General features: G+C 38.9%; 22 protein-coding genes and 1 tRNA gene. 10 read left to right on the top strand and 13 right to left on the bottom strand.

Translation table 11 applies throughout. From position 1 onward, the window contains the following. From CGC57_RS10990 to rsmH, 8 genes are all read right to left on the bottom strand, one after another. Nucleotides 1-3126, bottom strand: coding sequence for a SusC/RagA family TonB-linked outer membrane protein (locus CGC57_RS10990; RefSeq protein ID WP_002677244.1), 3126 nt, complete (start codon nt 3124-3126; stop codon nt 1-3). A gap of 296 nt (nt 3127-3422) precedes the next feature. Next, on the bottom strand, nt 3423-4886 hold the full coding sequence (locus CGC57_RS10995; RefSeq protein ID WP_095899161.1) for a UDP-N-acetylmuramoyl-L-alanyl-D-glutamate--2,6-diaminopimelate ligase: 1464 nt from the start codon (nt 4884-4886) through the stop codon (nt 3423-3425). Nucleotides 4887-4948: 62 nt separating this feature from the next. Beyond that, the gene (locus CGC57_RS11000) at nt 4949-5767 is read right to left on the bottom strand and encodes a KilA-N domain-containing protein (protein ID WP_095899162.1); all 819 of its coding nucleotides are present in this window, start codon (nt 5765-5767) and stop codon (nt 4949-4951) included. A gap of 45 nt (nt 5768-5812) precedes the next feature. Further along, complete coding sequence (locus CGC57_RS11005) at nt 5813-6622, bottom strand: hypothetical protein (RefSeq protein ID WP_232747240.1); 810 nt, start codon at nt 6620-6622, stop codon at nt 5813-5815. Continuing rightward, nucleotides 6577-6897: a DUF6922 domain-containing protein gene (locus CGC57_RS11010; RefSeq protein ID WP_095899164.1), complete on the bottom strand. Its 321-nt coding sequence runs from the start codon at nt 6895-6897 to the stop codon at nt 6577-6579. Before CGC57_RS11010 ends, CGC57_RS11005 begins: the two co-directional genes overlap by 46 nt. A gap of 5 nt (nt 6898-6902) precedes the next feature. After that, complete coding sequence (locus CGC57_RS11015; RefSeq protein ID WP_095899165.1) at nt 6903-8933, bottom strand: PASTA domain-containing penicillin-binding protein; 2031 nt, start codon at nt 8931-8933, stop codon at nt 6903-6905. A 23-nt stretch (nt 8934-8956) separates the two neighbouring features. After that, nucleotides 8957-9283, bottom strand: coding sequence for an FtsL-like putative cell division protein (locus tag CGC57_RS11020; protein ID WP_002677480.1), 327 nt, complete (start codon nt 9281-9283; stop codon nt 8957-8959). Nucleotides 9284-9304: 21 nt separating this feature from the next. Beyond that, nucleotides 9305-10219 carry a 16S rRNA (cytosine(1402)-N(4))-methyltransferase RsmH gene (gene rsmH, locus CGC57_RS11025; protein ID WP_095899166.1) on the bottom strand — a complete coding sequence of 305 codons (915 nt, stop codon included), beginning with the start codon at nt 10217-10219 and terminating at the stop codon, nt 9305-9307. A gap of 155 nt (nt 10220-10374) precedes the next feature. Here rsmH and CGC57_RS11030 point away from each other — a divergent pair, with 155 nt between their 5' ends. From CGC57_RS11030 to CGC57_RS11045, 4 genes are all read left to right on the top strand, one after another. After that, nucleotides 10375-11094 carry a nitroreductase family protein gene (locus tag CGC57_RS11030; RefSeq protein ID WP_002677268.1) on the top strand — a complete coding sequence of 240 codons (720 nt, stop codon included), beginning with the start codon at nt 10375-10377 and terminating at the stop codon, nt 11092-11094. A gap of 8 nt (nt 11095-11102) precedes the next feature. Next, nucleotides 11103-11573 (top strand): hypothetical protein, encoded by a 471-nt coding sequence (locus tag CGC57_RS11035; RefSeq protein ID WP_095899167.1) that lies wholly within the window; start codon nt 11103-11105, stop codon nt 11571-11573. Nucleotides 11574-11649: 76 nt separating this feature from the next. After that, the gene (locus CGC57_RS11040; protein ID WP_002677546.1) at nt 11650-12612 is read left to right on the top strand and encodes a type I phosphomannose isomerase catalytic subunit; all 963 of its coding nucleotides are present in this window, start codon (nt 11650-11652) and stop codon (nt 12610-12612) included. A gap of 19 nt (nt 12613-12631) precedes the next feature. Beyond that, entirely contained in the window at nt 12632-13639 is a 1008-nt protein-coding gene (locus CGC57_RS11045) for a beta-ketoacyl-ACP synthase III (protein WP_095899168.1), read from the top strand. A 69-nt stretch (nt 13640-13708) separates the two neighbouring features. On the opposite strand, the gene CGC57_RS11050 is transcribed toward CGC57_RS11045, so the two are convergent. The 5 genes from CGC57_RS11050 to CGC57_RS11070 all read right to left on the bottom strand — a co-directional run bounded on the left by CGC57_RS11050 (nt 13709) and on the right by CGC57_RS11070 (nt 19140). Further along, entirely contained in the window at nt 13709-14473 is a 765-nt protein-coding gene (locus tag CGC57_RS11050; RefSeq protein WP_095899169.1) for an exodeoxyribonuclease III, read from the bottom strand. After that, a complete protein-coding gene (gene deoC, locus CGC57_RS11055) occupies nt 14473-15135 on the bottom strand; it encodes a deoxyribose-phosphate aldolase (RefSeq protein ID WP_095899170.1) in 663 nt (220 codons plus the stop codon). The genes CGC57_RS11050 and deoC overlap by 1 nt, the downstream gene beginning before the upstream one ends. A gap of 70 nt (nt 15136-15205) precedes the next feature. Next, nucleotides 15206-15979: a YdgH/BhsA/McbA family protein gene (locus CGC57_RS11060; protein ID WP_095899171.1), complete on the bottom strand. Its 774-nt coding sequence runs from the start codon at nt 15977-15979 to the stop codon at nt 15206-15208. A 29-nt stretch (nt 15980-16008) separates the two neighbouring features. Next, nucleotides 16009-16962, bottom strand: a complete 954-nt coding sequence (locus CGC57_RS11065; RefSeq protein WP_095899172.1) for a hypothetical protein — start codon at nt 16960-16962, stop codon at nt 16009-16011. 30 nt (nt 16963-16992) lie between these two features. Continuing rightward, complete coding sequence (locus CGC57_RS11070) at nt 16993-19140, bottom strand: S46 family peptidase (protein ID WP_095899173.1); 2148 nt, start codon at nt 19138-19140, stop codon at nt 16993-16995. Between the two features lie 134 nt (nt 19141-19274). On the opposite strand from CGC57_RS11070, the gene dgt reads away from it, so the two are divergent. The 6 genes from dgt to CGC57_RS11100 all read left to right on the top strand — a co-directional run bounded on the left by dgt (nt 19275) and on the right by CGC57_RS11100 (nt 25718). Next, nucleotides 19275-20618 (top strand): dGTP triphosphohydrolase, encoded by a 1344-nt coding sequence (gene dgt, locus CGC57_RS11075; RefSeq protein WP_095899174.1) that lies wholly within the window; start codon nt 19275-19277, stop codon nt 20616-20618. 145 nt (nt 20619-20763) lie between these two features. After that, nucleotides 20764-20837, top strand: a tRNA-Asp gene (locus tag CGC57_RS11080). Between the two features lie 176 nt (nt 20838-21013). Continuing rightward, the gene (locus CGC57_RS11085; protein ID WP_095899175.1) at nt 21014-21802 is read left to right on the top strand and encodes an HAD family hydrolase; all 789 of its coding nucleotides are present in this window, start codon (nt 21014-21016) and stop codon (nt 21800-21802) included. A gap of 18 nt (nt 21803-21820) precedes the next feature. Next, complete coding sequence (locus tag CGC57_RS11090) at nt 21821-22585, top strand: acyl-[acyl-carrier-protein] thioesterase (protein ID WP_095899176.1); 765 nt, start codon at nt 21821-21823, stop codon at nt 22583-22585. Nucleotides 22586-22600: 15 nt separating this feature from the next. Beyond that, nucleotides 22601-24238: an alpha-1,3-galactosidase-related protein gene (locus CGC57_RS11095; RefSeq protein WP_095899177.1), complete on the top strand. Its 1638-nt coding sequence runs from the start codon at nt 22601-22603 to the stop codon at nt 24236-24238. 37 nt (nt 24239-24275) lie between these two features. After that, nucleotides 24276-25718 carry a beta-N-acetylhexosaminidase gene (locus CGC57_RS11100; RefSeq protein WP_002677631.1) on the top strand — a complete coding sequence of 481 codons (1443 nt, stop codon included), beginning with the start codon at nt 24276-24278 and terminating at the stop codon, nt 25716-25718. Nucleotides 25719-25728 lie beyond the last annotated feature (10 nt).

The following is a 25728-nucleotide window of genomic DNA, read 5'->3' on the forward strand; positions in this document are numbered from 1 at the left end:
TTAAAAATTGAGTGTTAATCCCATTGATACCGTGCGGATTGGGCTATATACTGCATAGTCATTGCTACCTGCCAAGCTGGTGCGGGGGTCTAATCCTTTGCGTTTGCTCCACAAATATACGTTGTCGGCAGTGATGTAGTAACGCAGTTTTGTGAGTCCTAATTTTTCAATTACTTCACGGTTGAAAGTGTAGCCTAAACTCACATTGCGCAGTGATAAATAGTCTGATGATACTATAAAACGATCGGAAAGACTAAGCACCTTTTGGTTTGCAAACTCCAATCGAGGAATGTCGGAGGTAGTGTTTTCAGGAGTCCAACGATTGCGAATATCAGTATGCCAAGTTCTACCCAAGTCGCCAGAGTGCATTAGGTTAGCGTACTGAGAGTCGTAGAATTTACCACCGAATTGGTAAGAAAATTGTACCGCAAGGTCGAAATTATAGGCGCTAAGCGTTGTGCCAAAGCCTCCTTGCAAATCGGGGATAGAGGTGCCAACATATTGTTTGCTAGAACTATCGTAATCAGCACTGCCTTTTAGTTCATATTCACCCGTAGTCGCATTTTTTACATAAAATTGCGCATCACCATTAGCGGGATTTACGCCTCCCCATTTCACCATATAGAAATCGTAGATACTACCACCCTCTTTTAGTATTTGATAGCCGCTTGAGAGTCCTTTTTCGCGCAATTCTTCAGGTAGGCGAGTGATTTCGTTTTTGTAGTGCAATCCGTTTAGCGAGATTGTCCACTGCACATTGTCGGTGCGTACTGGGGTTATTCCTAGTGAAAATTCAAATCCTTTGTTCATCATATCGGCAACGTTGCGCGGTTCTGAAGAAAAACCAGTAGAAGCAGGCAGCGGCATATTGAATAACAAATCTTTAGTTTTCTTTACAAAATAGTCAGCCTCTAAGGTAAGTCGGTTTCTAAAGAACCCTAGTTCTATCCCTGCATTGAGGTTGCCACTCTCTTCCCAAGTAATATTGCGATTACCTTTATAGCTGGCTTCAAGCCCTGGGGTATTACCATTGGTACTTACGCTATAGAGCGTCATATAAGGTACGTACGAACGCCCACCTCCAGGGAGGTAAAGAGCATCGTTCCCTTGTACCCCATAGCTGAGTTTTAGTTTTATCAAATCAACGAATTTCGCTTTTTCTAAGAATTTTTCTTCGCTGAGCAACCACGATGCCCCAACTGACCAGAAAGTACCCCAACGATTTTCGGGAGCAAAAACCGAAGACCCATCGCGGCGCAAACTGCCTGATAGATAATACTTATGTTTATAATTAGCATTTATCTGACCGAAGTAGCCTTCTACAAAATAACGACGAGAGTATGAAGTGAGCGAACTGAGTACAGCCGCATTGTTGAACTCACTATTGCGCGGATCTACAAAATTTTTCTTAGATCCTTCAATGGTACCAAAACGCTTCAGATAAGTTTCGTGTCCTAAAAAGGCTTCAAAACCATAGTCGTCCCAGTTTTTATTATAGCGCAACAATTGGTTGAAGGTCATTACTATATTATCCGATTTGTACTTAGTAGATGAGCCACCATAGTTCTTGCCAGCTCCTCCTAATGGGGTAGTGAAGTAATTCACATCGTAGAAATTGGCATAGAAATTACCATTGGCAGAAAGGGTAAGATTTTTATGTAGCGTTGCATCTAATGAAAGCGACTGATTGAAATAGTAATCGCGATTGTAGTTCAAGTTCTCGCGTTGTGTTGCCACGGGATTGGTATTATCGTTGAATTTTCGGGTAATCCCATAGTCGTAAGTACTCAAGCGATTGCCATTGGCATCGTGTTCATAGATAGGGTAAATAGGAGCAATGGTACGCGTCCACGCAAAAGGGTTGTCGTAGCCATTATCTTCTGTACTTCCTTGTTGTTCAGTATAAGTAATCATAGAGGAAGCATTGGTCTTAAGCCAAGAAGTGATATCCCCCTTATAAGAAAAACGAGTTGCATAGCGATTGAAATAAGTATTCATATTATACCCTTCATCGCCTAAATAACCAAAAGAAAAATAGAAACTATTGTGTTCTGTACCTTTGGTCATACTCAAATTGTGTTCTTTGCGCACACGGTTGTTGAAGAGCGCTTTCTCCCATTGGTTGAAAGTTGCCGCATCAGAATATTTGATAGAAGCTGCAGGGTTGAGTTTGCCGTTAGGGAGCACCACTTGGTCATCGGCTACATTATAGATGTTGTAACCACTACCCACATTGCCAATGAGCGACTTACTAGCATTGCTGCGCGCCAAGGCATCAGCCTGATTTTGAGTGTACAAATTCTGATTGTAGAGTGCAGACCAAAGGGTTTCGTAGTATTCGGATGGGCTGCTGATGATATCGTACTCAGGAATACCGCGATAGTTGAAGCCCAACTTACTGTCTAAAGTGATAGATAAGCGACCTTTAGAACCACTTTTGGTAGTGATGAGTACCACCCCATTAGCGCCACGAGCCCCATAAAGTGCTGAAGAAGAAGCATCTTTTAGTACGTTCACACTCTCTATATCGCTGTTGTTGATAGCGTTGAGTGTTCCTTCAAAAGGTACACCATCTAAGATGATAAGTGGAGAACTAGAAGCATTGATAGAGCCAATCCCCCTAATGCGGATAGCCGAACTACTCCCTGGTTGCCCTGAAGAAGTGGAGATTTGTACCCCTGCTACAGCCCCCTCTAAGGTTTTGGCTACATCGGTAGTTTGTTTAGCCTGAATAGTTTCGGCTTTGATAGTAGCCATAGAGCCTGTAAACGATTTTTTATCGGTAGTTCCATAAGCGACAGCTACTACCTCAGTACCTTCAAGCTCAAGTACATCAACAGAAAGAACGATGTTTAGGTTGTGTTCCTTACCTACTTTTACCTCTTTAGGAGCATAGCCGATAGTTGAGAATACCAAAATATCCCCCTGATGAGCTTTGATTTCAAAGTTTCCATTCCAATCGGTAGCCATACCTTTATTGGTGCCTTTGATAACAATAGCAGCCCCAGGCAATTCTAGACCGTCCTGATCTTTTACGGTACCTTTGATAGTTACTTCCTGGGCTATTAGCCAAAAAGGAAAAAGTAAACAGAAGATAAACGAAGCGATTTTGTGTGTGTTATCCATACTTTTATTTGTTTTAACGGCTCAAAAGTATCAATATCTTTCGTAATAACAAAATAAAAGTTTCAAAATTAACAAATATTAACTTTTTAACACTTTTTTATAACATTCTCGATTTTTAACAGAATATCAAAATAGAAACCGCTGTAAAGATATTTTTTGAAAGATTGTCAGTTTTGAAGGTTGTTTACTGAAGAAAACGCAAAAATAATGACGAGGGATGATGATGTAAAAAAACTTTGCTAAGAGTCCTAAAACTCTTAGCAAAGTCTAATTTTTAATTCGTAATTCCTAACTCCCTACTTCTTGTACAATTCTAAAAACTCGCGTACAATTTCAAAGTCGTCAAAATGGTGTCTAACCCCTTTAATTTCTTGGTAAGTTTCGTGTCCCTTACCGGCAATGAGGATGATATCGCCTTTTTGGGCGTTCTTACAAACGGATTGTATTGCCTGGCGACGGTCGGTAATGGTTTGTACTTTGTGGAAGTGTTGTGGCTGTACCCCTTGTTCCATTTCGGCAAGAATCGTCTCAGGTTCTTCATTGCGAGGGTTGTCAGAAGTGAGGATGACATTGTCGCTGAGGGTTGTAGCGATATCAGCCATTATAGGGCGTTTGCCTTTGTCGCGATTGCCCCCACAACCCATTACAGTAGTGAGCGTCTCGTTGTGAGTGCGTATATCGTTGATGGTTTTCAGCACGTTTTCAAGCGCATCGGGGGTATGAGCGTAATCCACTATGGTAATGACTCCCGTAGCCGATACGGCGTACTGAAAACGTCCAGCCACGGGTTCTATAGCACTGATGAGTGTAAGAGCATCAATTTCATCAATACCTAAAAGTGTAGCTGCTGCATATACTGCCAAAAGGTTATAGGCATTGAACTCACCTATGAGTTTTGTCCATACCTCGTGCTGATTTATGCGCAACAACAAGCCATCAAATCTGCTTTCGATGATATAAGCTTTATAATCTGAATAGGTTTTGAGAGCGTAAGTTTTCTTTTGGGCTTTGGTGTTTTGTAGCATAAAAGCCCCATTTTTATCATCGTTGTTTACTAAGGCAAAAGCGGTAGCAGGCAACGCATCAAAGAAACGCTTTTTCACATCGCGATAGGCAGCGAAGGTTTTGTGATAGTCGAGGTGATCACGGGTGAGGTTAGTGAAAATACCACCTGCAAACTGTAGCCCTTCGGTGCGATGCTGGTCGATACCGTGCGAACTGACTTCCATAAAGCAGTATTTCACCCCTTGTTCTACCATTAAATGCAGATAATGATTTAGTTGAAGAGGGTCGGGGGTGGTGTGGGTAGCTTCAAAACGCTGGTCGTCTACGTATACTGCTACGGTAGAGAGCAAGCCTGCTTTTTGTCCTGCTTTTCTAAACAATTGGTAGAGAAGCGTTGCAATAGTAGTCTTTCCGTTAGTGCCTGTAACGCCTACTAAGGTAAGTTTTTCGGAAGGATTACCATAGAAGTTAGCTGCGATAAGAGCTAAGGCACTATGGGTATTAGGTACAATGATATAGCTCACATCGGGGAAGAGCAATTGGGGTAATTGTTCACAAACGATAGCGGTTGCCCCACTGCGAGTGGCTTGGTCTATATATTCGTGTCCGTTAGATTGAGTGCCAGAAATAGCAACAAACATACTTCCTTTTTCCACCTTGCGAGAATCAAAGCAAACAGAAGTAATAGGTTTGTCTTCTTCATAAAGAGAAGCCTTTATAGAGATGTTTTTAAGTAATGTGTTTAAATTAGTCATTAGTTATTAGTTTTTAGTTGTTGGGAGTAGTTTTTATATGATAAGTCTGTTAATTAGCTAATTTATTTATTAGATTTTACTTGTTTAATTGTTTTAGATTGAAGTAATGATTTCATTTGAGTGATAGCTGTTTTATTGAGATAAATTAATCTTTCCGACTGAGACAAACCTTGTCTAATTAATAAAGCGTTTATACTTTCCATATTGCTCAAGACAACCAATTGTTCTATTGTTGCATAATCTCGTATGTTTCCTTTTTTATCTATATTGCTATTTCTCCATTCTTTTGCTGTAACTCCAAAAAGAGCAACATTTAATAAATCTGCCTCATTTGCATAAATGTTTTTTGCTTGTTCATTACTGATTTCTTGTGGAATAAGATTATCTTTTATAGCATCAGTATGTATTTGATAATTTACTTTTGCTAATGTTCTTTGTAAATTCCATTCTAATTTGAGTCTGCTATTTTCATCATCTTTAAGTCTCTGAAATTCATTAACAAGATAAATTTGAAATTCAGGACTTAACCACATTGCAAAATTAAAAGCAATATCTTTATTAGCATAAGTTCCTCCATAACGTCCTGCTTTCACTATCATACCAATAGCATTAGTACGCTCTATCCATTGACCAACAGACATCATAAAACGATTTGTTCCTGCTTCTTGTCCAATTACCCCGAATTCGGGGTAATTAAAATTTGGATTATTGATATTTTCCCATATTCCTAAATATTCTAAAGTGTTTTTATTACTTATCCATTTTCCTATTAAGCCACTTCCTTCCTTAAAAGTAGTTGTCATATCAGTCAAACAAATATAATCGTTATCATATTGATTTATTACAGTTATATCTGAATTTTTTACTTGTATTTTAGCCATAATGTATTTATTGATTGATTATTGTATATGTTAGTATTTTTTATACTAATTATAAGGAGTATAGCCAGGGTATTGGGCTTTCATTTCGTTGATAAATTCGTCCCAGCCGTATTTTAAGTATTTCTTATTGGGAATAAACTCTCCTGCCCCTATATCTAAATCACCTGAACAAGGTACGCGAAGATGTGCCCAACTCACTTGTTGTGTTTTCTGTGTTTGTTTGCTTGTCCACGTTCCAATAAAAGCATTGTTGAAATAAGGGTCAGCTCCTTCATAGAAATCGTTATACTCTAAATTGCCTTTGTTAGAAATAGCCCAACAAAGTAATACTTTCCCCTTAAAAATACCTGTTACAGGAAGGTTTTCATATTCATCAAAAAGAAAGTTACCTTCAGCAATTCCTTCTTCCTTAAAGTCGGTTTCTTCAGTATTTACAAGTGTTTTTAGTGTGTTTATAATAATAGTTCCTCTAAACTTACGGGTGTTTTTAGCTACACGTGTCCAGCCTTCTACTTGGTATAATGATGGTTGTGTATTATCTTTTTTAATACTTGTAAACTGAACTACCAATCGCTTTTTGTGAGTGCCAATCGCACCTAAAAAATCAGTTTCTTTATATAAAAGAACAGGAGTAAAATCCATTTTAGCAATAGAGAGATTGCAAGGTTTTACTTTAGTATAAAGACTTGTTATTGTTTGCTCTAAATCTTTGTAAGAGCAAGGTTGCGCTACAGCTAATGAGGTGATGAAAACGAATGTTGTGATAAAGAATATTTTCATTTTACAAAGGCGAATGTTCAAAAACTTTTTTAGGAGTTCAAAAGTTGCTCTCGGTACTGTTTGTTCTTGTAACATTGTAAATCATTTAAATCTATTAGAAAAGCCTTTGAAACGAAATTCATATCTCTTTCGTTAAGATAAGGTACTTGTTTTACTATTTCTATAAAGGCTTCTAAGCCCCCATACAATTGTATAGCGGCATAAAAATCGTTGTCCCACCCTCTTTCTACAATACGTTGTACAACTATTAATTTCCCTTTCTCCCAATTGAAAGTAGAGAGGTCATAGTCCCAAAGTAAAGTAGAAGAAATTTTCAAAGGGGATTTGTCTTTCCAATCATCAAAGAGCATTATTTTTAGTCGTTAGTTCTATCAGTTAATTCTCCACATTGTAAAACTACTATGGTATTGTTCGCTACTTTGGTGCCTTTAGCAACTGATTGACTACTTACCTTGCCTTCGCCCGAAAATTTTACTCGTAAGCCCATATTTTCGAGTAGGGCAATAGCGTCCATTACATTCATACCCGTAAGATCGGGCATTACAGTTTTGTATTTTGCAGCCTTAGCGTAGTAATCTTCATAGTTTTTAGTAGTCTTTTCCGATACATTTTCTACATCTTCTACGGTGTCCATCAACAGTGAGTTGGTATAGATTTTATGAGCTATACTTTTGAAAACAGGTCCCGATACATCGGCACCATAAATCCCCACGCTGCGGTCGGGTTCGTGAATGACTACTATACAAGAATATTTTGGGTTATCTACTGGGAAAAATCCTGCAAATGAGGATATATAACTCAGTTTGCTTGCATCGGCATTGGCGTAGTTCTTACGAGCAGTTCCTGTTTTGCCTGCCATCGAAAAATCGGGAGAATAGAGGCGATGTCCTGATCCGTATGAGCGTCTCACCACATCGGCAAGCATTCCTTTAGCTTTATCAGCTGTTTGTTTAGAACACACTTTTCCGTTGATAATCTCAACATTAAACTTTTCTATCGTCTTATTCCATTCTTTTACTTCCTTGATCATTCGGGGTTTTACCATTACTCCGCCATTGGCAATAGCATTGTAGAAAGCCAAGCTCTGTAAGGGGGTGATTTTCACGGCATAACCTATCGACATAGATTCGAGAGTTACCCCACTCCACAGTTTGTCGCGTGGTGTAGGAATAAAAGGCTCTCCTTCTCCTAATATGGGCAAACCTAACTGCTGGTTGAGGTTCATACTTAGCAATTGGGTAGTAAAATCCGAAGGGTTTTTCGCAAATAGTGAGTGTACTAACTCGGTCATCCCCACGTTTGAGGATACCGAAAAAGCTTTGTTTAAGCTAATGCGCCCTGTGAAGTGATGTTGTGAATCCTGAAAAGTCTTATCGTAGTACTGTTGTTTCCCGTCTTTTATATCCACTACATAAGTGGTGTCGATATTGCGGGTTTCCATAGCAGCGACAACTGTCATCAATTTGAATACTGATCCAGGTTCGTGAGCTTCGCCTATAGCAAAGTTATAACGCTCGGTATAGGTGTCGGTTTTTTTGTTTAACTCAAGATTAGAAATAGCTTTTATCTCACCTGTACTCACTTCCATTACAATCACACAACCGTGTTGCGCTTTGTATTTTTTAAGCTGGGTGAGCAGTGCGTGGTGTGCAATATCTTGTATGTTGATGTTGATAGTAGAGACTACATCATAACCATCTTTAGGTTCTATAATATCAAACCCACTAGCGAGTTTCCACTGTCCTTTGGCAATTTTCTGTTCTAAACGTCGTCCTTTGGTGCCCAAAAGGTAATTGGCATAAGCACCTTCAAGCCCTACGCGGGTAGTGTAGCCAGTTTCATCGGTACGGGCATAACCAATACTGCGGTGGGCAATTCCTCCTAACGGATATTCGCGTTTGATGTTTTTCTCTATAATGATTCCTCCTTTGTAAGGACCTTTGTTAAACAGTGGAAATTTTTTGATACGCGCGTATTCACTATAACCTAAATTGCTAGCTATCAGTAGATATCTGTTCTTTAAATTGCGCTCTTTTTTAAGTAGATTCAAATAGTAGTTACTTGGACGACCAAACATTATTGAAAGTGAATCACTTAGCGGCTTTACATATTTGTTGAAATTGGCTTTAGAAGGGGCTATCCCATCCCAACGAATATCGTAACGAGTTACCGAGGTAGCCAATAAACTCCCATCATCGGAGTATAAATTGCCCTGACTGGGGATAATATCAGCCTCGCGCAAGGTAGTTTCGTCTACTTTGGCGCGATATTCCTCTCCCTCTATTTGTATTTTGATAAGTTTTATGGCAATCACTACAATCATTAGCAGGATTACCAATGCTACGAAATAAGTGCGAGCCGTTATTTTTTTGTCGCTTTTTTCCAATGCTTTATCTCCTTTTTGTTATGTTATTCTTCTACGATTACTTTAATTTTTTGTGGTGGTTTCTCTGGCTGTTTCAGTCCTTTAGAATCTAATTGCTCTAATAGTGATGATTCTAATCGCACTTTCTGCAAACGCGAACGCACATCCACAAACTGACTTTTGAGTTCATTCACCTCTTCATTCAGTTTGGCTATTTGGTGTACTTTAGCATCTACCCGCTGTGAGCTGGTAATCACTATGATAATCAGCACAAACAGAAAGCCTACAAACATCCAGCTTTTAAAAGCGTCTTTGCCTACAAAAAACTTTCCGCGTAGTATATTTTTAATTTCGTCGGTAGCTCTTCCCATTTTTTATCTAAAAGTTAAGAATTAAGAGTTTATGCGTTCAGCAATGCGAAGTTTAGCACTGCGCGCTCGGTTATTCATTGCAATTTCACTATCGGTAGGAGTGATAAGTCCGCCTACTTTTTTAAACGGAACTGACACATTGCCAAACCAATCTTTTTCGGGAGTGCCTTCTAATTGTCCGTCGCGTATAAAGCGTTTCACGGCACGGTCTTCAAGCGAGTGATAACTGATGAGACTGATGCGTCCCCCAGGTTTTACCACATCGGGCAGTTGTAATAAAAACGATTCTAAAGCCTCCATTTCGCCATTTACCTCTATGCGTATCGCCTGATAGATTTGCGCTAACACTTTGTTTTCTTTGAACTTGGGTAGAAAACTCTTTACAGCTTCTTGTAACTCACTGCCTAATTGAATAGGCTTTTGTGCTCTATAATTGATAATCGCTCGAGCGATAGCTTTGGCATTTTTTAGTTCGCCATAGTTGAAAAACAATCGGCTTAAATCTTCTTCATCATATTCATTTACAATTTCTTTAGCCGAAACCGTTGCATTTTGGTTCATACGCATATCCAAAGTACCTTCAAAACGAGTAGAAAAACCGCGTTCGGCTACATCAAATTGATGAGAAGAAACCCCAAAATCACCTAAAACCCCGTCTACTTGCGTAACACCATAGAAACGCAAGTATTGTCGCAAATATTTGAAATTCTGCTGAATGAGTGTAAAACGGTCGTCGGCTATTGCATTGGCAGCTGCATCAGTATCTTGGTCGAAAGCAAAAAGTCGCCCCTCATTGCCTAAATGTTTGAGGATTTCACGCGAATGACCGCCGCCGCCAAAGGTGACATCTACATAAGTGCCATTGGGCTTAATTGCCAAACCCTCAACACTTTGTTGCAACAAAACGGGAATGTGATAAGAGGAATTATCGTTCATATTACAGAATGTTCTAAATCAAAGGGCAAAGGTACAAATAATTAGCAAATTAGCAATAGTTTGTTTTTTCAGTTTCTTTTTGTAAATTTGCTGCCATAAACTAAAAATTGACAAGAAATGTCGGTAATTTTAGCTGACTGCTAAACACTAATCCTATGTTAAAAGATATTTTAAATTTCCGCAGGGCGGTACGTTATTTCGCTCCTACGCCCATTAGTGAGGAAAAGGTGCGTGAATGCCTTAGGCTCGCTACACTAGCACCTAGTGGTTTCAACATGCAACTGTATGAGTTTTATCATATTACTGATAAAACTTTGTTAGAAAAATTAGCACAAGTCTGTTTGGGGCAGCTTTCAGCAACCACGGCACAACAGATGGTCGTTTTCGTGACTCGACAAGACAAACACCGTCAGCACGCTGAGATGATTTTGGAATTTGAGCGCGGTAATATACAGCGCAACAGTCCGCCTGAACGTCAAGCCAAACGCATTAAAGATAGAGAGAGGTATTACGGCAAACTAATCCCCTTTGTATACAGTCGTTTTTTCGGCTTACTAGGTGCTTTTCGCAAACTGTTTGGGGTGGTCATCAGTTGGTTTCGCCCTATGGTGCGAGAACTCTCTGAAAGTGATATGCGCGTGGATGTACATAAAAGCTGCGGGCTTGTAGCGCAAACTTTTATGTTAGCAATGGCAGAGGAAGGGTATGATACTTGTCCCTTAGGTGGGTATGATAGCCGTCGTATTAAGAAACTTTTGCACTTGCCTTATGGGGCTGAGGTGACTATGGTTGTAGCTTGTGGCCTTCGCGAAGAACGCGGTATATGGGGTGAAAGGTTTAGATTGCCTTTCGAAGAAGTGTATAGGCATAAATAACAGAAAATATGAATTTACTCACTAAAAATATAAAGCGTAATGGCTATATTGTGGTAATTTGCTATATAATATTAGTTTGTCTTTACAATGTATTCAATCATATAACAAAATTAGGAATGCCTGAGTTACATTCCTTTTCATTAGAAGGATTACAAGCCCTTGTAGGAACTTTTGCTGTACCTATGATGCTGCTCTTTGAATCGTATAGACATGGTGATTGGGTGCTGAATACCCTCAACAAACTCTTAGTTATTGCTCCATTCCTACTTTATATACTCCTCCCTATTGTTCTAAAAAAGAAAACTTCTTTCAATTCCAAAAACTATTTTCTCACCATAGATGTTATCACATTTTTGATATACGGACTTATAATGCTACCTACTTTAGCTGTGGGTTTATCGGCTGTTATAGCAATTCCTGCCTATATTTTTATGCTGTATTATCGAAATCAACAGTATAAGAAAGGACTATTTAATTGAAAAAAACGTCATTCATTATTCGTCATTCGTAATTATTTATTATCTTTGCCCTGTTTAATTAACAACCTTAATAAAAATGTATCCAATAAAATTTAAACCCATCCTCAAAGAACGTCTTTGGGGAGGGACTAAACTAAAAACATTATTCAACAAACCTATTGAAAGTGATATTACAGGCGAAAGCTGGGAAGTATCAGGAGTACCAGGCGATATCTCCATAGTAGCCAACGGCGCTCTTGAAGGTAAAAGTCTCCAAGAACTTATTGATTTGTACCCTAATGAACTATTAGGCAAACACGTACACCAGCGTTTTGGTCGCGATTTCCCTATCCTTATTAAATTTATAGATGCACGTGAAGACCTCTCTATACAAGTACATCCTAACGATAAATTGGCAAAAGAACGCCACAATTCTTTTGGTAAAACCGAAATGTGGTATGTGCTTCATGCTGATGCAGGTGCTGAATTGATTGTAGGATTCAACAAAACGGTTACCAAAGAAGAGTATCAACAGCATTTAGACAATGGTACGCTTACTGATATTCTCAACTATGAAAAAGTGAAAGACGGCGATACTTTCTTCATCAATACAGGCAAAGTGCACGCCATAGGTAAGGGAATTATCATTGCCGAAATACAACAAACTAGCGACATCACCTACCGCGTGTACGACTTCAACCGTCGCGATAAAAATGGCAACTTGCGTGAACTCCACACTGAACTCGCTCTCGATGCCATCGACTATGAGAAAAAAGACGACTTTAAAGTGCAGTACACTCAAAATGCTAATGAGGTGAATAAAGTGGTGAATTGCCCCTATTTTATTACTAATTTATTGCCTCTTACAGCTGGTTTTGAGAAGTCGCTTGCTCAAGATGATTCTTTCCATATCTATATGTGCGTAAAAGGTGAAGGTACCATCGGTGATGGCACTACCGAATTGCCTATCAAACAAGGTGAAACAGTGCTTTTCCCTGCTTCTTGCCACAAGTTAGAGGTGAAAACTAAAGGGATGGATTTATTAGAAGTGTTTATTTAGACAACTAAAAACTAAAAATATGTATACATCAAGAATTAAGGGATTAGGATTTTATGTCCCTGACAATGTAGTTACTAACGACGACTTGTCGAAACTAATGGATACTAGCGATGAATGGATTCAAGAACGCACTGGTATCAAAGAGCGTCGTCACGCCCTAAAAGGCAGTGATACTACTACCTCAATGGGGGTGAAAGCGAGTTTAAAAGCTATTGAAGCCGCTAAAATTAATAAAGAAGAAATTGATTTTATCGTATTTGCAACCCTCAGCCCCGATTTCTACTTCCCTGGTTGTGGGGTATTAGTACAAAAAGAATTAGGCTTGCCAAACGTGGGAGCTCTCGATATTCGCAACCAATGTTCGGGCTTTATCTATGCCCTTTCAGTAGCCGACCAGTATATCAAAACGGGGATGTACAAAAATATCCTTGTGATAGGTGCTGAAACCCAATCACCTGCCTTAGATATGACTACTCGCGGTCGCAATATGGCGGTGCTTTTTGGTGATGGTGCAGGGGCTGCTATCGTTTCTCGCTCCGATAACCCCAAACGTGGTATTCTCTCTACTCACTTGCACAGCCAAGGTGAGCACGCCGAGCAATTAGCAATGATAGCCCCTGGGGTAGGTACCAAATGGGTGCCTCAAATATTGGCTGAAAACGACCCTGATGATGTGAGTTATTATCCTAATATGAACGGTCAGTTTGTATTTAAAAATGCTGTAGTGCGCTTTGCCGAAGTGATTGAAGAAGGACTAAAAACTAACGGACTTTCTCGCGAAGATATCAATATGCTGATTCCTCACCAAGCTAATTTGCGTATCTCACAATTTGTACAACACCAATTCAAACTCACTGATGAGCAGGTGTTTAACAATATAATGAAATACGGTAACACTACCGCCGCTTCTGTGCCTATTGCTCTTACTGAAGCAGTTCAACAAGGCAAAATCAAGGACGGCGACCTCGTAGTACTTGCTGCCTTTGGTAGTGGTTTCACTTGGGCAAGTGCCATCATTCGTTGGTAGCCACAGCGTGGCAGACAATAAAAAAAGCTGTTGAACATTATAATTTGTTCAACAGCTTTTTTCTATCTCCTAACTTCTAATTTCTAATACAATAGGACAGTGGTCGCTGTGTTTTGCCTCAGGAAGGATAAGCGCACGTTCCATTCGGTTTTCTAAAGGGGCTGATACTAAGTGATAGTCAATCCGCCAACCTTTGTTGTTGTTGCGAGCATTGGCGCGATAGCTCCACCACGAGTACTGATGTGGCTCTTTGTGGAAGTAACGAAAACTATCAATAAAACCACTCTTCATAAACTTGTCTAACCACTCGCGCTCTACGGGCAAGAAGCCTGATACAGTAGCATTGCGCACAGGGTCGTGTATGTCTATAGCTTCGTGACAAATGTTGTAATCACCACAGATAACGAGGTTAGGCACTGTTTGTTTGAGCTTATCAATATACTTTTGGAAGTCAGCCATAAAAGTGAGTTTGAAATCCAAACGATCAATGTTGGTGCCTGAGGGCAAATAGAGACTCATTACTGAGAGTGTCTCAAAATCAGCACGAAGCACCCGTCCTTCCTTGTCCATATAGTCAATTCCTGTGCCTACTTCCACGTGTTTAGGTTCGATTTTAGAGAGAATAGCCACACCGCTATAACCTTTCTTTTCGGCACTGTGATAATATTGGTAAGTATACCCTAATTCAGTAAATACTTCTGTAGGTATTTGGTCTTCAAGGGCTTTTATCTCTTGCAAACATAGTACATCGGGGTTAGCACTTTTCAGCCAATCAGCAAAGCCTTTGGTGAGGGCTGCCCTTATGCCATTTACATTGTAACTGATAATCTTCATTAGTAGCCGGTTCCTTTCTCTCCTTTTAAGATAGCAATTCCGTTAGAAGTGCCTATGCGCTCAACACCAAGGTTTACGTATTGGATAGCTGTTTCATAGTCGCGTATACCTCCAGAGGCTTTTACTTTAGCCTTGTGTTGCACACATTCTTTCATCAGTTTTACATCGGCAAGTGTTGCGCCCCCGGTACCAAAGCCGGTAGAAGTTTTTACAAAATCGGCTTGAGCGTCAAGAGCTAAACGGCAAGCTAAGCGTTTTTCTTCGTCGGTAAGGTAACAAGTTTCAAGAATTACTTTTAGTACGCGATTCTCGCCTACACAGCGTTTAAGAGCGATAATTTCGTCTAACACTTGGTTCACCTCCCCCGATTTGAGCCAACCTACATTGAGTACCATATCAATCTCATCAGCGCCATCGGCAAGGGCTTCACCCGTTTCAAAATATTTAGCTTTAGCCGACATTGCTCCTAAGGGGAAGCCTACTACGCTACACACCTTGATATCAGTGCCAGCTAAGAATTTTTTAGCAGTTGCTACATAGCTGCTATTCACACATACCGAATAAAAATCGTAGTCCACAGCCTCTTTACAAAGAGTTTCAATCTCGCTAATGGTAGCTGTAGCTTTTAGAAGCGTGTGGTCAATTAGTTTGTTTAATTCCATAGTTTTTTTAGTTAAGAGGTAAGAGATAAGAAAGTGTGATGTTTGATACCTGATGTCTAACACCTGACACCTAATCCCTAATACCTATTTTAATATATTCTCGTTGATTGTAATTTTCTTTAAATGTTATAGATATATACAGATAGTTGTTTTTGCTAAAGAATATTGGTTCTTTTTCATTGTAATCAATTGTCCAATATTGAGGGGTAACAGTAATAAGTTCTTTTAAAGTGAATGATTTTGCTTGTTTTACTTTATAAAACATTAAAAATGTTCCCAAAGCATTGCTATGTGTTCCTATTACATAGTTTTTATCAGGTGATAAGAGTGGTTCGCCCTCCATTTTAGTCTGATTACCTGTTTGTTTATCAATAAAAAGAATTTCTTGAGCTCTATAAACTGTATATCTCACTACATATTGATTTAAATCAGGTATTTCACCTAAATAATCGTATATCTCAGCATCTCCATCATTTTCAGATTGCTCAGTGTCTTCCATTCTAACGATTTTATTTTTACAAGGAAGTTCAATCACACCATCTTGTTTTTCAATTCTTAAGTTGTCGTTAGAGAGGAAATAATAGCGATGTTTCAATGCTTGTAGATATTCCTGCTTTGAAATCTTTGCTATAGTAAAATATTTCCCAAAATCCTTAGTGTCAGAAGTATCTCCCATTGTTTCTAAAAGCTCTTTTTCTGTAAGTTTAACCTCTTTAGCAGAAGTTTCTGTTTGTATTTGAGGTTCTTCAGTAAGAGCTACATCTTGCTCTGCCTGCTGTTGCCCTTGAAAAAGGTTACAGCCAGCAAACAATAGTGTTAAAATAAGAGAGATAAAGTATTTCATAGATTAGTTATAATGCTGTTTACTAATTTCTAATTTCTAATTCCTATCTTGATATACATTCGCTGTTTGTTAGGATTATTATGCTCGTCAAAAAAGTTTGGGATAACATTCATCGGGGCGTATAAGAAACCATTTTTACTAAAAAAGATGGGTTCTTTATCAAAATCATAGGCTGCCCACCATTTTGTGTATTCATTTACTAAAGTTTCAATCACAAATGGTTTAATGCTTTTTATGCGATACAAAGAAATCGTTCCCACTAAATCCTCATAAGCTCTCCCTATTGTAATGATATACTTCTTATCGGGAGAGAGAAAGGGAAAACGCTCAAAATCAGTTTGCTTACCAGTGGTTTTATCTATAAAAATATAAGCATAAAAATCTTCAGAATCTTCAAAAACTAAATATTGATTGAGAATAGGAACATTCCCTACATAAGCATAGGTTGTAGAAAAAGGATCTTCAACGTTATCAGACTGGTCTTTTAGATAAACTGTTTTATGCTCACAAGGGAAGGTAAGTTTGCTATTCTTTTTTACAATTGCAAGGGTGTCTTCTATGAGAAAATCTATCTTATTTCTAAGAGCTTCTTGATATTCTTTATAAGAAATTTGATCTATACTCAGGTATTTAGAGATACTATCGTTAGAATTTCCGTTAATATCTACGTTTTTTATAAGATCATCCCCAGTGATTTTAGTTTTCAGGGTATTCCAATCGCCTACATCTTTCTTTTTTATATAATCTCCTCTGTTAGTTTTGTAAAACTCAGTTCCTTCTGCACTTATTTTTATTTTCTCTCCGAAAAGATAATAATCTTCCCGTTCTTCCTTATCAATGACATACAACTCCTTCTCCACTGGCACAAACGTTTCTACCTGCTTTTCCTCTACTATAGCACTTCCCTCTGCTGGTTGTTTTCCTTGAAAGAGGTTACAGCCTATGAGATAAAATAGTGATATGTAAAGTATAAGCAATTTCATTTATCGTCATTCGTAACTCGTAACTCGTCATTATTTCACCAGTTTCATTTCGTTTAACAGATAGCCTGCTCCAGCGTATTTATCTATAATGAAAAGCACATAGCGTATATCTACCATTATGTTGCGACATATTTTAGGATCGTAGTGTATATCACTCATTGTGCCTTCCCATACGCGGTCGAAATTGAGCCCGATGAGGTTGCCTTGCGCATCAATAGCAGGACTTCCTGAGTTTCCTCCTGTGGTGTGATTCGTCGCTATAAAGCACACTGGCATTTTGCCATTAACACTATAGATGCCGTAGTCTTTTTTCTCGTAGAGCTCACGTAACTTAGCGGGTACATCAAATTCGTAGTCATTAGGTACATATTTTTCCATAACCCCGTCTAAATAAGTTATATAATCATAAGTTACAGCATCTGAAGGGGAATAGCCCGTTACCTTGCCATAAGTAACGCGCAAGGTGCTGTTAGCATCGGGGAAGATGCGGTCTTGAGGTTTAGAAAACTCTAAAATAGCCTTCATATAAGTGCGTTGTAGAGCAGCTATTTCACTGCCTAAGTTTTGATAAGTAGGCATTACAGTTTCATAGAAATGAGCGATGATTTGGTCTACAAATTGTACTCCCACATCGTTTTTGAGACGTTTTTCAAAAGCGTCGTCAGGAAGATTGAGCACTTTGTCCATTTCGGCTTTAGAGGCTAAAAACGATTCTTTGTAAAGTTTATCGGCTAAAGCGTGCGCATCAAATTGGTGGAGGTTAGGAGATAGCAAGGCTTTAGGCATTGTTTTAGCGTAGTAGTTAATCGCTTGTTCAAACACAGCTTTATCTACGTTTATATCGTAGTTTTTGAATACAGTTTCAAAGTTGTTTAAAAGGTTTTTCTTTCGGTCAGCGAACGATTGAGAGCCTTTTTCACGTAAGGCATTGCGAAGTTGGAGTATTTTGTAACCATTGGCAATTAGGTCGATATTGCGTTGAGCGAGTTCCCAATAGAGGTCGGTTGCTAAAGCATAATCTTGTATTTTAGCATATTTTTCAGCAAATTGAGGTAAAATATGTCCGTATTCAGCAGTTTTACCGCGTTTTTCAACTTCTTTTATAAATTTCTGTTCTTGAGCGCGTTTGATAGCCACAGCATTCGATTTTTTCAAACCTTGAGTTTCGCCTATCCATTTTTTCCAATAGTTAGCAACGCTAGCATATTTAGAGGCATATTTGATTTTTATTTCGTTATTGGCGCGCATAAATCCGTCTTGGGTTTTGAGAATCACATCTCGAATGCCTATTTTAGCAGGGTTGAGTACATTCACAATTTGTTCTACAGCTACGGCAGGAAGGTACTCTTCAGTACGACCAGGATAGCCAAAGACCATTGTGAAATCACCTGCTTTCACGCCTTTGAGCGATATTGGGAAGAAGTGTTTAGGGCGATAGGGGACATTGTCTTTGGAGTACTCGGCAGGGCGGTTATTTTTGTCGGCATAGACGCGGAAGAGAGAGAAGTCACCTGTATGGCGAGGCCACACCCAGTTATCAGTGTCAGAACCAAATTTACCAATAGAGGAAGGGGGAGCGCCTACTAAGCGTACATCTTTAAAGGTTTCAACTACAAAAAGGATATATTGGTTGCCTTCATAAAAGGCACGAATGCGGTTTTCTTGCCAGCTTTCTTTAGGTGAGTTTTTTACTAAAGAGGCTATATTTCTTTGTATTTGGGCTTCACGTAGGGTTTCATCGCTGAGGTTTTGTGTGTCGGCGAGTACTTTTTTGGTTACATCTTCAATGCGAACGATAAAGGTAACTACCAAATTCTTGTTAGGTAATTCTTCCGATAGATTTTTAGCCCAAAAACCATCAGTAAGATAGTCGTTTTGCACAGACGAATGTGCCTGTATTTGTCCGTAACCACAGTGGTGGTTTGTAAGCAAGAGTCCTTGATTAGAAATTATTTCGGCAGTACAACCGCCATTGAAATGAGGTACAGCATCTTTCAAGCTTGATTTGTTAATGCTATAAATATCGCTTACCGACATTTTCATACCTAAGGATTTCATTTCCTTAGCATTCATACCTTCGAGAAGAGAGGGTATCCACATACCACCTTGTTGAGCTGTTAAAGTAAAAGGTAAGAAGTAAAAGGTAAGAAGTAGTAGAATGAAATTGATTTTTTTCATAGTATTGATTTAAATTAGTGCGCAAATGTAAGGAATATTTTTCTAATAAATCATTAATTTACAAATTATTTGTATTTTTGCGGATTGAATACTAAACGGGCAATTTTTAATTGTCAATCGTTAATTGAAAAAATATGATTTGGGAAAAATTACTTTCATTAAATAAATATGGGGATATTACTCCACGACCTCGCCTCAAAGAGGACGAAACACGTCTCAGTTTTGATATGGACTACGATCGTGTGGTCTTCTCAAGTGCTTTCCGCAGTCTGCAAGATAAAACACAGGTAATTCCGCTTTCTAAAACAGGTTTTGTGCATACCCGCCTCACTCATAGTATAGAAGTGTCAGTGGTAGGGCGCAGTTTGGGGCGTTCGGTTGGTAAACATCTGCTCAACAAATACCCTCACTTGCGCGAATTAGGGTATCAAACCAATGATTTTGGGGCTATTATTGCAGCAGCAGCCGTGGCACACGATATTGGTAATCCACCTTTTGGGCATAGTGGTGAAAAAGCGATAGGTGAGTTCTTTCAGTTTAAAAAAGGAACAGCTATCAAGCACCTGCTCAGTGATGCCGAGTATGCCGATTTGTGTAACTTCGAGGGAAATGCCAATGGTTTTAGAATCCTCAACGAAACGCGCTTAGGAGTAGAGGGTGGTTTGCGCCTTACGTATGCTACTTTGGGGGCTTTCACTAAATATCCTAAAGAATCATTGCCTATACGCCCAACCAATAGAATAGCCGATAAAAAATATGGATTCTTTCAAGGTGATAAGGCTTTCTTTAAAGAAGTAGCAGATACTTTAGGGCTCAAATCGAATAGTGAGGCGGGTGAATTGCGTTATGCGCGCCATCCATTGGCTTTCTTGGTAGAGGCTGCCGATGATATTTGTTATACTATTATAGATTTTGAAGATGGTATCAACTTGGGGCTTATCAGCGAAGAACTCGCTTTAGAATATTTAGGGGCTATCATCGATAATCGCATCAATACTCAAAAATACACTAAACTGCAAACAAAGGAAGAGCGCATTGCTTATTTGCGTGCTGTAGTGATTGGAGCATTGGTGCAAGATGCTACCGATATTTTCTTACAGAATGAAGAAGCAATTCTCGCAGGTGATTTTCATCAGTCCTTATTATATAATAGTAAATACCGTCACCAAATCACCGATGTAATCGATTGCAGTGTAGAACGCATCTATCAATCGGACGAAGTAGTAGAGAAAGAAGTTTCGGGCTATGTGATTTTACAGCATTTATTAGATATCTTTTTTACGGCAATTATCAATAGTGAGAATGGAAGGGAAACATCATTTGACAAACTTTTGCTAAAAAAATTACCTGAAAAATACCGCAAAGAAGGGTCTATATACGACAAAGTGATGGGCATTACCTGCTATGTAGCGAGCCTTACCGATAGTAATGCACTGGAATTACACCTAAAAACTGCCAGTCGCACCTCAAATATGTGATAATGCAAAATGTTCATTATCAGTAGGGTTTGAAAAAAGTTCAAAAAAAAATAAAAAAAAGTCTTCAAAAAATTTGCAGGTATTGAAAATAGTTGTACTTTTGCAACCGCAATGAAGAAATGAATTGCACAATTTACTGATAAATGGTCTGGTAGTTCAGTTGGTTAGAATACATGCCTGTCACGCATGGGGTCGCGGGTTCGAGTCCCGTCCAGACCGCTTCATAAGATTTAGTTGTGTTGTTTTGTGTAAATATTTTTACACGGGTTTATAGTAAACCAATGAAAGCTTTCCTTTCTCCAAGGAGAGCTTTTCTTATTTTAATATCAATACATCAAAAATTAGCAAATTAGAAAATTGACAAACAACCGGTGCAGCTCGTACCAAATTATAATATGATCAAGCTTATTGTTTCCGATATAGATGGTACTTTGGTAAATAACCAAAAGGAAATCCCCAATAGCTTTTGGGAAGTGTTCAAAACTATTGAACAGAAAGGTATTCTTTTTTGTGCAGCAAGTGGCAGACAACTACAGAGTTTGCACGAGCTTTTTGCACCTATCAAAGAGCGAATAGCCTATGCTCCTGATAATGGGGCATCACTTGTGTATCAAGGTAATACACTTTTTGAGCGACCTATCGCTTTTACTTCTTTCTTTCCTATCTTGCGTACTTGTAATGAGATTCAGCAAATAGGGGTAGCCCTTTGCGGAAAGAAAAGCGCTTATGTAAAAACTGATGACGAGTGGATTTTCAATGAGATTGCTCGCCATTATCCCGCCCATACTCATGTAACCGATTTTGCCGCTATCGATGATGATATTTTTAAGATAACAGTGTGTGATAGAGGTATTTCTCGTTTCAATTCATATCAGTACCTCAAACAGTATAGCAATGAGTTTAACGTAGTGGTATCAGGAGAAATATGGCTGGATATCACGGGTAAAGATGTGAATAAAGGGGATGCTATCGCGCACTTACAATCACAACTGAACATCTCTCCTGATGAAACTGTGGTATTTGGCGACCATTTAAACGATGTAGAGCTCATTCAGCAGGCTACTTATAGTTATGCAATGCTCAACGCGCAAGAGGAACTCAAAGCGCTTGCTAACTATGTAACCGAATACGACAACAATCACGCAGGTGTAGTGCATACCCTCGAAAAATTATTGCAATCATAAACCTAAAAATATATTACAATGGACTATAATAAAACAATTTTCACCGAAACTTATAAAGTGCGTAGCACTCAAGTGAATTTAAACAATCAGTTAGGATTATACGGACTATTAGGAATGCTCCAAGATATCGCTGCTGAACACGCAGCTTATTTAGGATTTGGTTACAAACAATTAGTGCAAAAAGGCTTCTTCTGGGCACTGATTCAGCAAAAACTTAAAATGAACTACTGGCCTCAGTGGAATGAGCGTATCACTGTGAAAACTTGGTCGTTACCAGTACAAGGGGTCTATGCTTTCCGCGAGTTTGAACTCTATTACAACGACCAAAAAATAGGCGAATGTGCTAGCACTTGGATTACAATGGACATAGCAACCCGCCGCCCTATAGAACTCACTGAACAACAAGAAATTTTTTACCCACGTACCGATGGAGGTCTTAATTTCCGCACCGAACGCATTGCTTTACCCGATGATATGCAACAAGTGAACCAATTTAAAGTGCGTGTGAGCGACCTTGATATGAATGCTCACGTGAACAATGTGAAATACACTCAATGGGCATTGGATATGATGACTGAACGCAACCACCGTGAGTTTACAATCAAAGAGTACGATATCAACTTCCTTTCCGAAACTTTTATGGGCGACGAAATGCAAGGCTTTAAAAGCAAAGGCAGGTATTTAGACGATGCTCATAATTTAGTAGAACTCTATCACTATGCTCAGAAAATAGGAGGAGCAAAACCCGCCTTCATTTCTCATTGGATAGCCGAAAGAATTTAACAAAAAACACCAAATATGAAACCAGCTATTATCATCACCCTCACTGCCTTGCTTTTCGGCTCTTGCCAAAGCGTACATTATCTTCCTACAACAACTCATTATACTATCAATCAAACAATTGACAAAGAGTTGTACATCTCCAATCACGACCAAACTAACCCTAAAAAAGTAGCTTTCTACTACGAAAATCTGCACAATGTAGTCATTGATGGAAAGGGACAGAATTTAGTGTTTCACGGTACGATTTTGCCTTTTGTAGTGAAAAATTGTAGCAATCTCACTCTTCGTAACTTCTCAATAGATTTTGCAACCCCTTACCTCCGACAGTTACAAATTACCGAGGTAGATAGCCTCCACAACAGTATAAAGGCGCAACTCTACCCTCAAGGAAACTACAAAATTGAGAATGAAAAACTCTACTTCACAGGTGAAGATTATCAGGAAATGCCTTTTGGAGGAATGGTTTTTGCTCCAAATAAACACTTGGCTTACCGCCGTATCGATGTCCCTTTCTCACCTACAAAAATTGTTGAACTTGCTCCTAACGAATTTTATATAGAGGGAATGGGCAAATTGCCCTATCTACAAGTAGGTGAGCGCTTTGTGTTACGTACTTATTCCCGACCTACACCTGCTATTTTCGTAACCGAAAGCAAAAATATAACTCTTGAAAATATCACAGTACACAACGTACAAGGGATGGGGCTGTTGGCTCAACTCACTGAAAATATGACTCTTGATAAGTTTCGAGTAGCGATAGAGGAGGGGAGCGAACGTTTTTTCACTACTCAAGCCGATGCTACCCATTTTTCAGCTTGTAAAGGAAAAATACGCTCGGTAAATGGTTTGTATGAAGGTATGGCTGATGATGCTATCAATGTGCACGGCACTTACTTGAAAGTCATTACTCGTGAGAATGATTATACTATCAAAGCGCAATATATGCACCCTCAATCGTGGGGATTTCTTTGGGGAAATAAGGGTGACCAAGTGCAATTTGTCGCTGCTAAAACAATGGAAACTATAGGTGATAAAACTTATAAAATTCACCAGATAAAAGCTGTTGATAAACCTACTGAAGTAGGGGCGAAAATTTTTGAAATTACTTTTGATAAGCCTTTACCTGCTGAGGTAAACCCCGATACTGCTTGTGGAGTAGAAAATCTCACTTGGACACCTAAGGTACTTTTCAAAAATAATATTGTGCGCAACAATCGGGCACGTGGGGCACTTTTTAGTACCCCTAAAAAAGTGATGTGCAGTAATAATCTATTCGATCATACCCACGGGGCAGCTATCTTGCTCTGTGGCGATTGCAACGGCTGGTACGAAACGGGTGCTTGCCGCAATGTAAGCATCAAAAACAACCATTTTGTCAATGCACTTACTGCCAATTATCAGTTTACGAATGCTATTATCTCTATCTACCCCGAAATCCCTAATTTAGAGGCACAACAAAAATATTTTCACTCTAATATACGCATTGAGGACAATGTTTTTGAAACTTTCGATGAACCTATTCTCTATGCTAAATCAGTAGAAAATCTTATCTATCGCAATAATAAGATTATCAAAAATCAGGACTTCAAACCCTTTCATTGGAATAAAGAACGCTTTAAGTTAGAACGCACTAAAAATGTGAAAATTAAATAATAAATTAGTAAATCGACAAATTGACAAATCTATTATTATGAAACTATATTATGTATTACTGCTTTTGGTTTTTCCTCTTTCAGCACAAATAAATGTAGTGCCACAGCCTAATGAAGTACATTACTATAAAGGCAGTTGCAAGGTAAATACTCCTATTACTTATGTAAAAGAACCTGCTATTGCCAATCCCGAAGGCTATCAGTTAGTTATCCAGCCTCGGAAAATTATCATTAAGTACAGCGCTGAAGCTGGGAAATACTATGCTACACAAACACTTAAGCAATTGATATTTCAGGTAAAAAAAGAACGCAAGGACTCCTTGCCTTGTCTCACCATTACCGATGCCCCTCGTTTTGCTTATCGCGCCCTAATGGTAGACCCCGCACGCCACTATTGGAAAATAGAGGATTTGAAAAAGTATATCGATGTAATGTCGCAATACAAATTCAACTACTTACATTTGCATCTCAACGACGATCAAGGCTGGCGCATAGAGATAAAAAAATACCCCAAGCTAACAGAAGTAGGTGCTAAACGAACAGATTTTGAGGGAAGCAAGCGCAATAATGAAGGCTTTTATACCCAAGAAGAAATGAAAGACTTAGTGCGCTATGCTTTAGAGCGCAATGTGCAACTTATCCCCGAGTTTGATGTGCCTGGTCATAATGATGCGGCAGTGGCAGCTTACCCATTTCTCAGTTGTAATGATACGATTATAGGGGTGCGTACTACAGCAGGGGTTTCTAAGAATTTGTTATGTGTATCCAAAAAAGAAGTTTTTACTTTTATAGATGATATTATCAGTGAGTTATCAGAGGTGTTTCCTTGTAAATATTTTCATATAGGTGGCGATGAAGCTCCTTTGGATAAATGGCTTGAAAATCCGAAAGTGCAACAGCTTAAAAAAGAACTACAAATTACGAACAACCAGCAACTGATGAGTGAGTTTTTCAAAAGGGTAAATGAGTCCTTAGCGAAAAATGGCAAGCAGCCTCTCATTTGGATGGAACTCGAAGTGCCAACTTATCCTCAAAATAGTGTAATGTATTTGTGGCGGATGCACACTACCCCACAGGTATTAGAACGCGCTAAAAAAGATAACTTCAAAGTAATATGCTCACCGGGAGAGTATGCTTATTTTGATTATCCTCAAGCCAAAGATGATTTGCCTAATGTAGACTGGATGCCTACCCTCACGCTACAACAAGTATATAAATTTAACCCTGCTTTTTCTCTTACTTCACAAGAAGAAAAACAGTATATTTTAGGAGTAGAAGCTACCTTATGGGGCGAAAGTGTAAAAGACCTTTTTAGGGCTTTTTATATGACCTATCCGCGTGCACTTGCCCTCTCCGAAGTAGGCTGGACACAAATGCAACAGCGTTCTTGGAAATCGTTTACTGATAGGTTAGAAGGACAACTCAGTTACTTATTACATCAAGGAGTGAATTATAGACCTCCTGTGGAGTTAGCCAATTAAATGTCAATTA

It is taken from the genome of Capnocytophaga sputigena (assembly GCF_002302495.1).
Lineage (GTDB): Bacteria > Bacteroidota > Bacteroidia > Flavobacteriales > Flavobacteriaceae > Capnocytophaga > Capnocytophaga sputigena.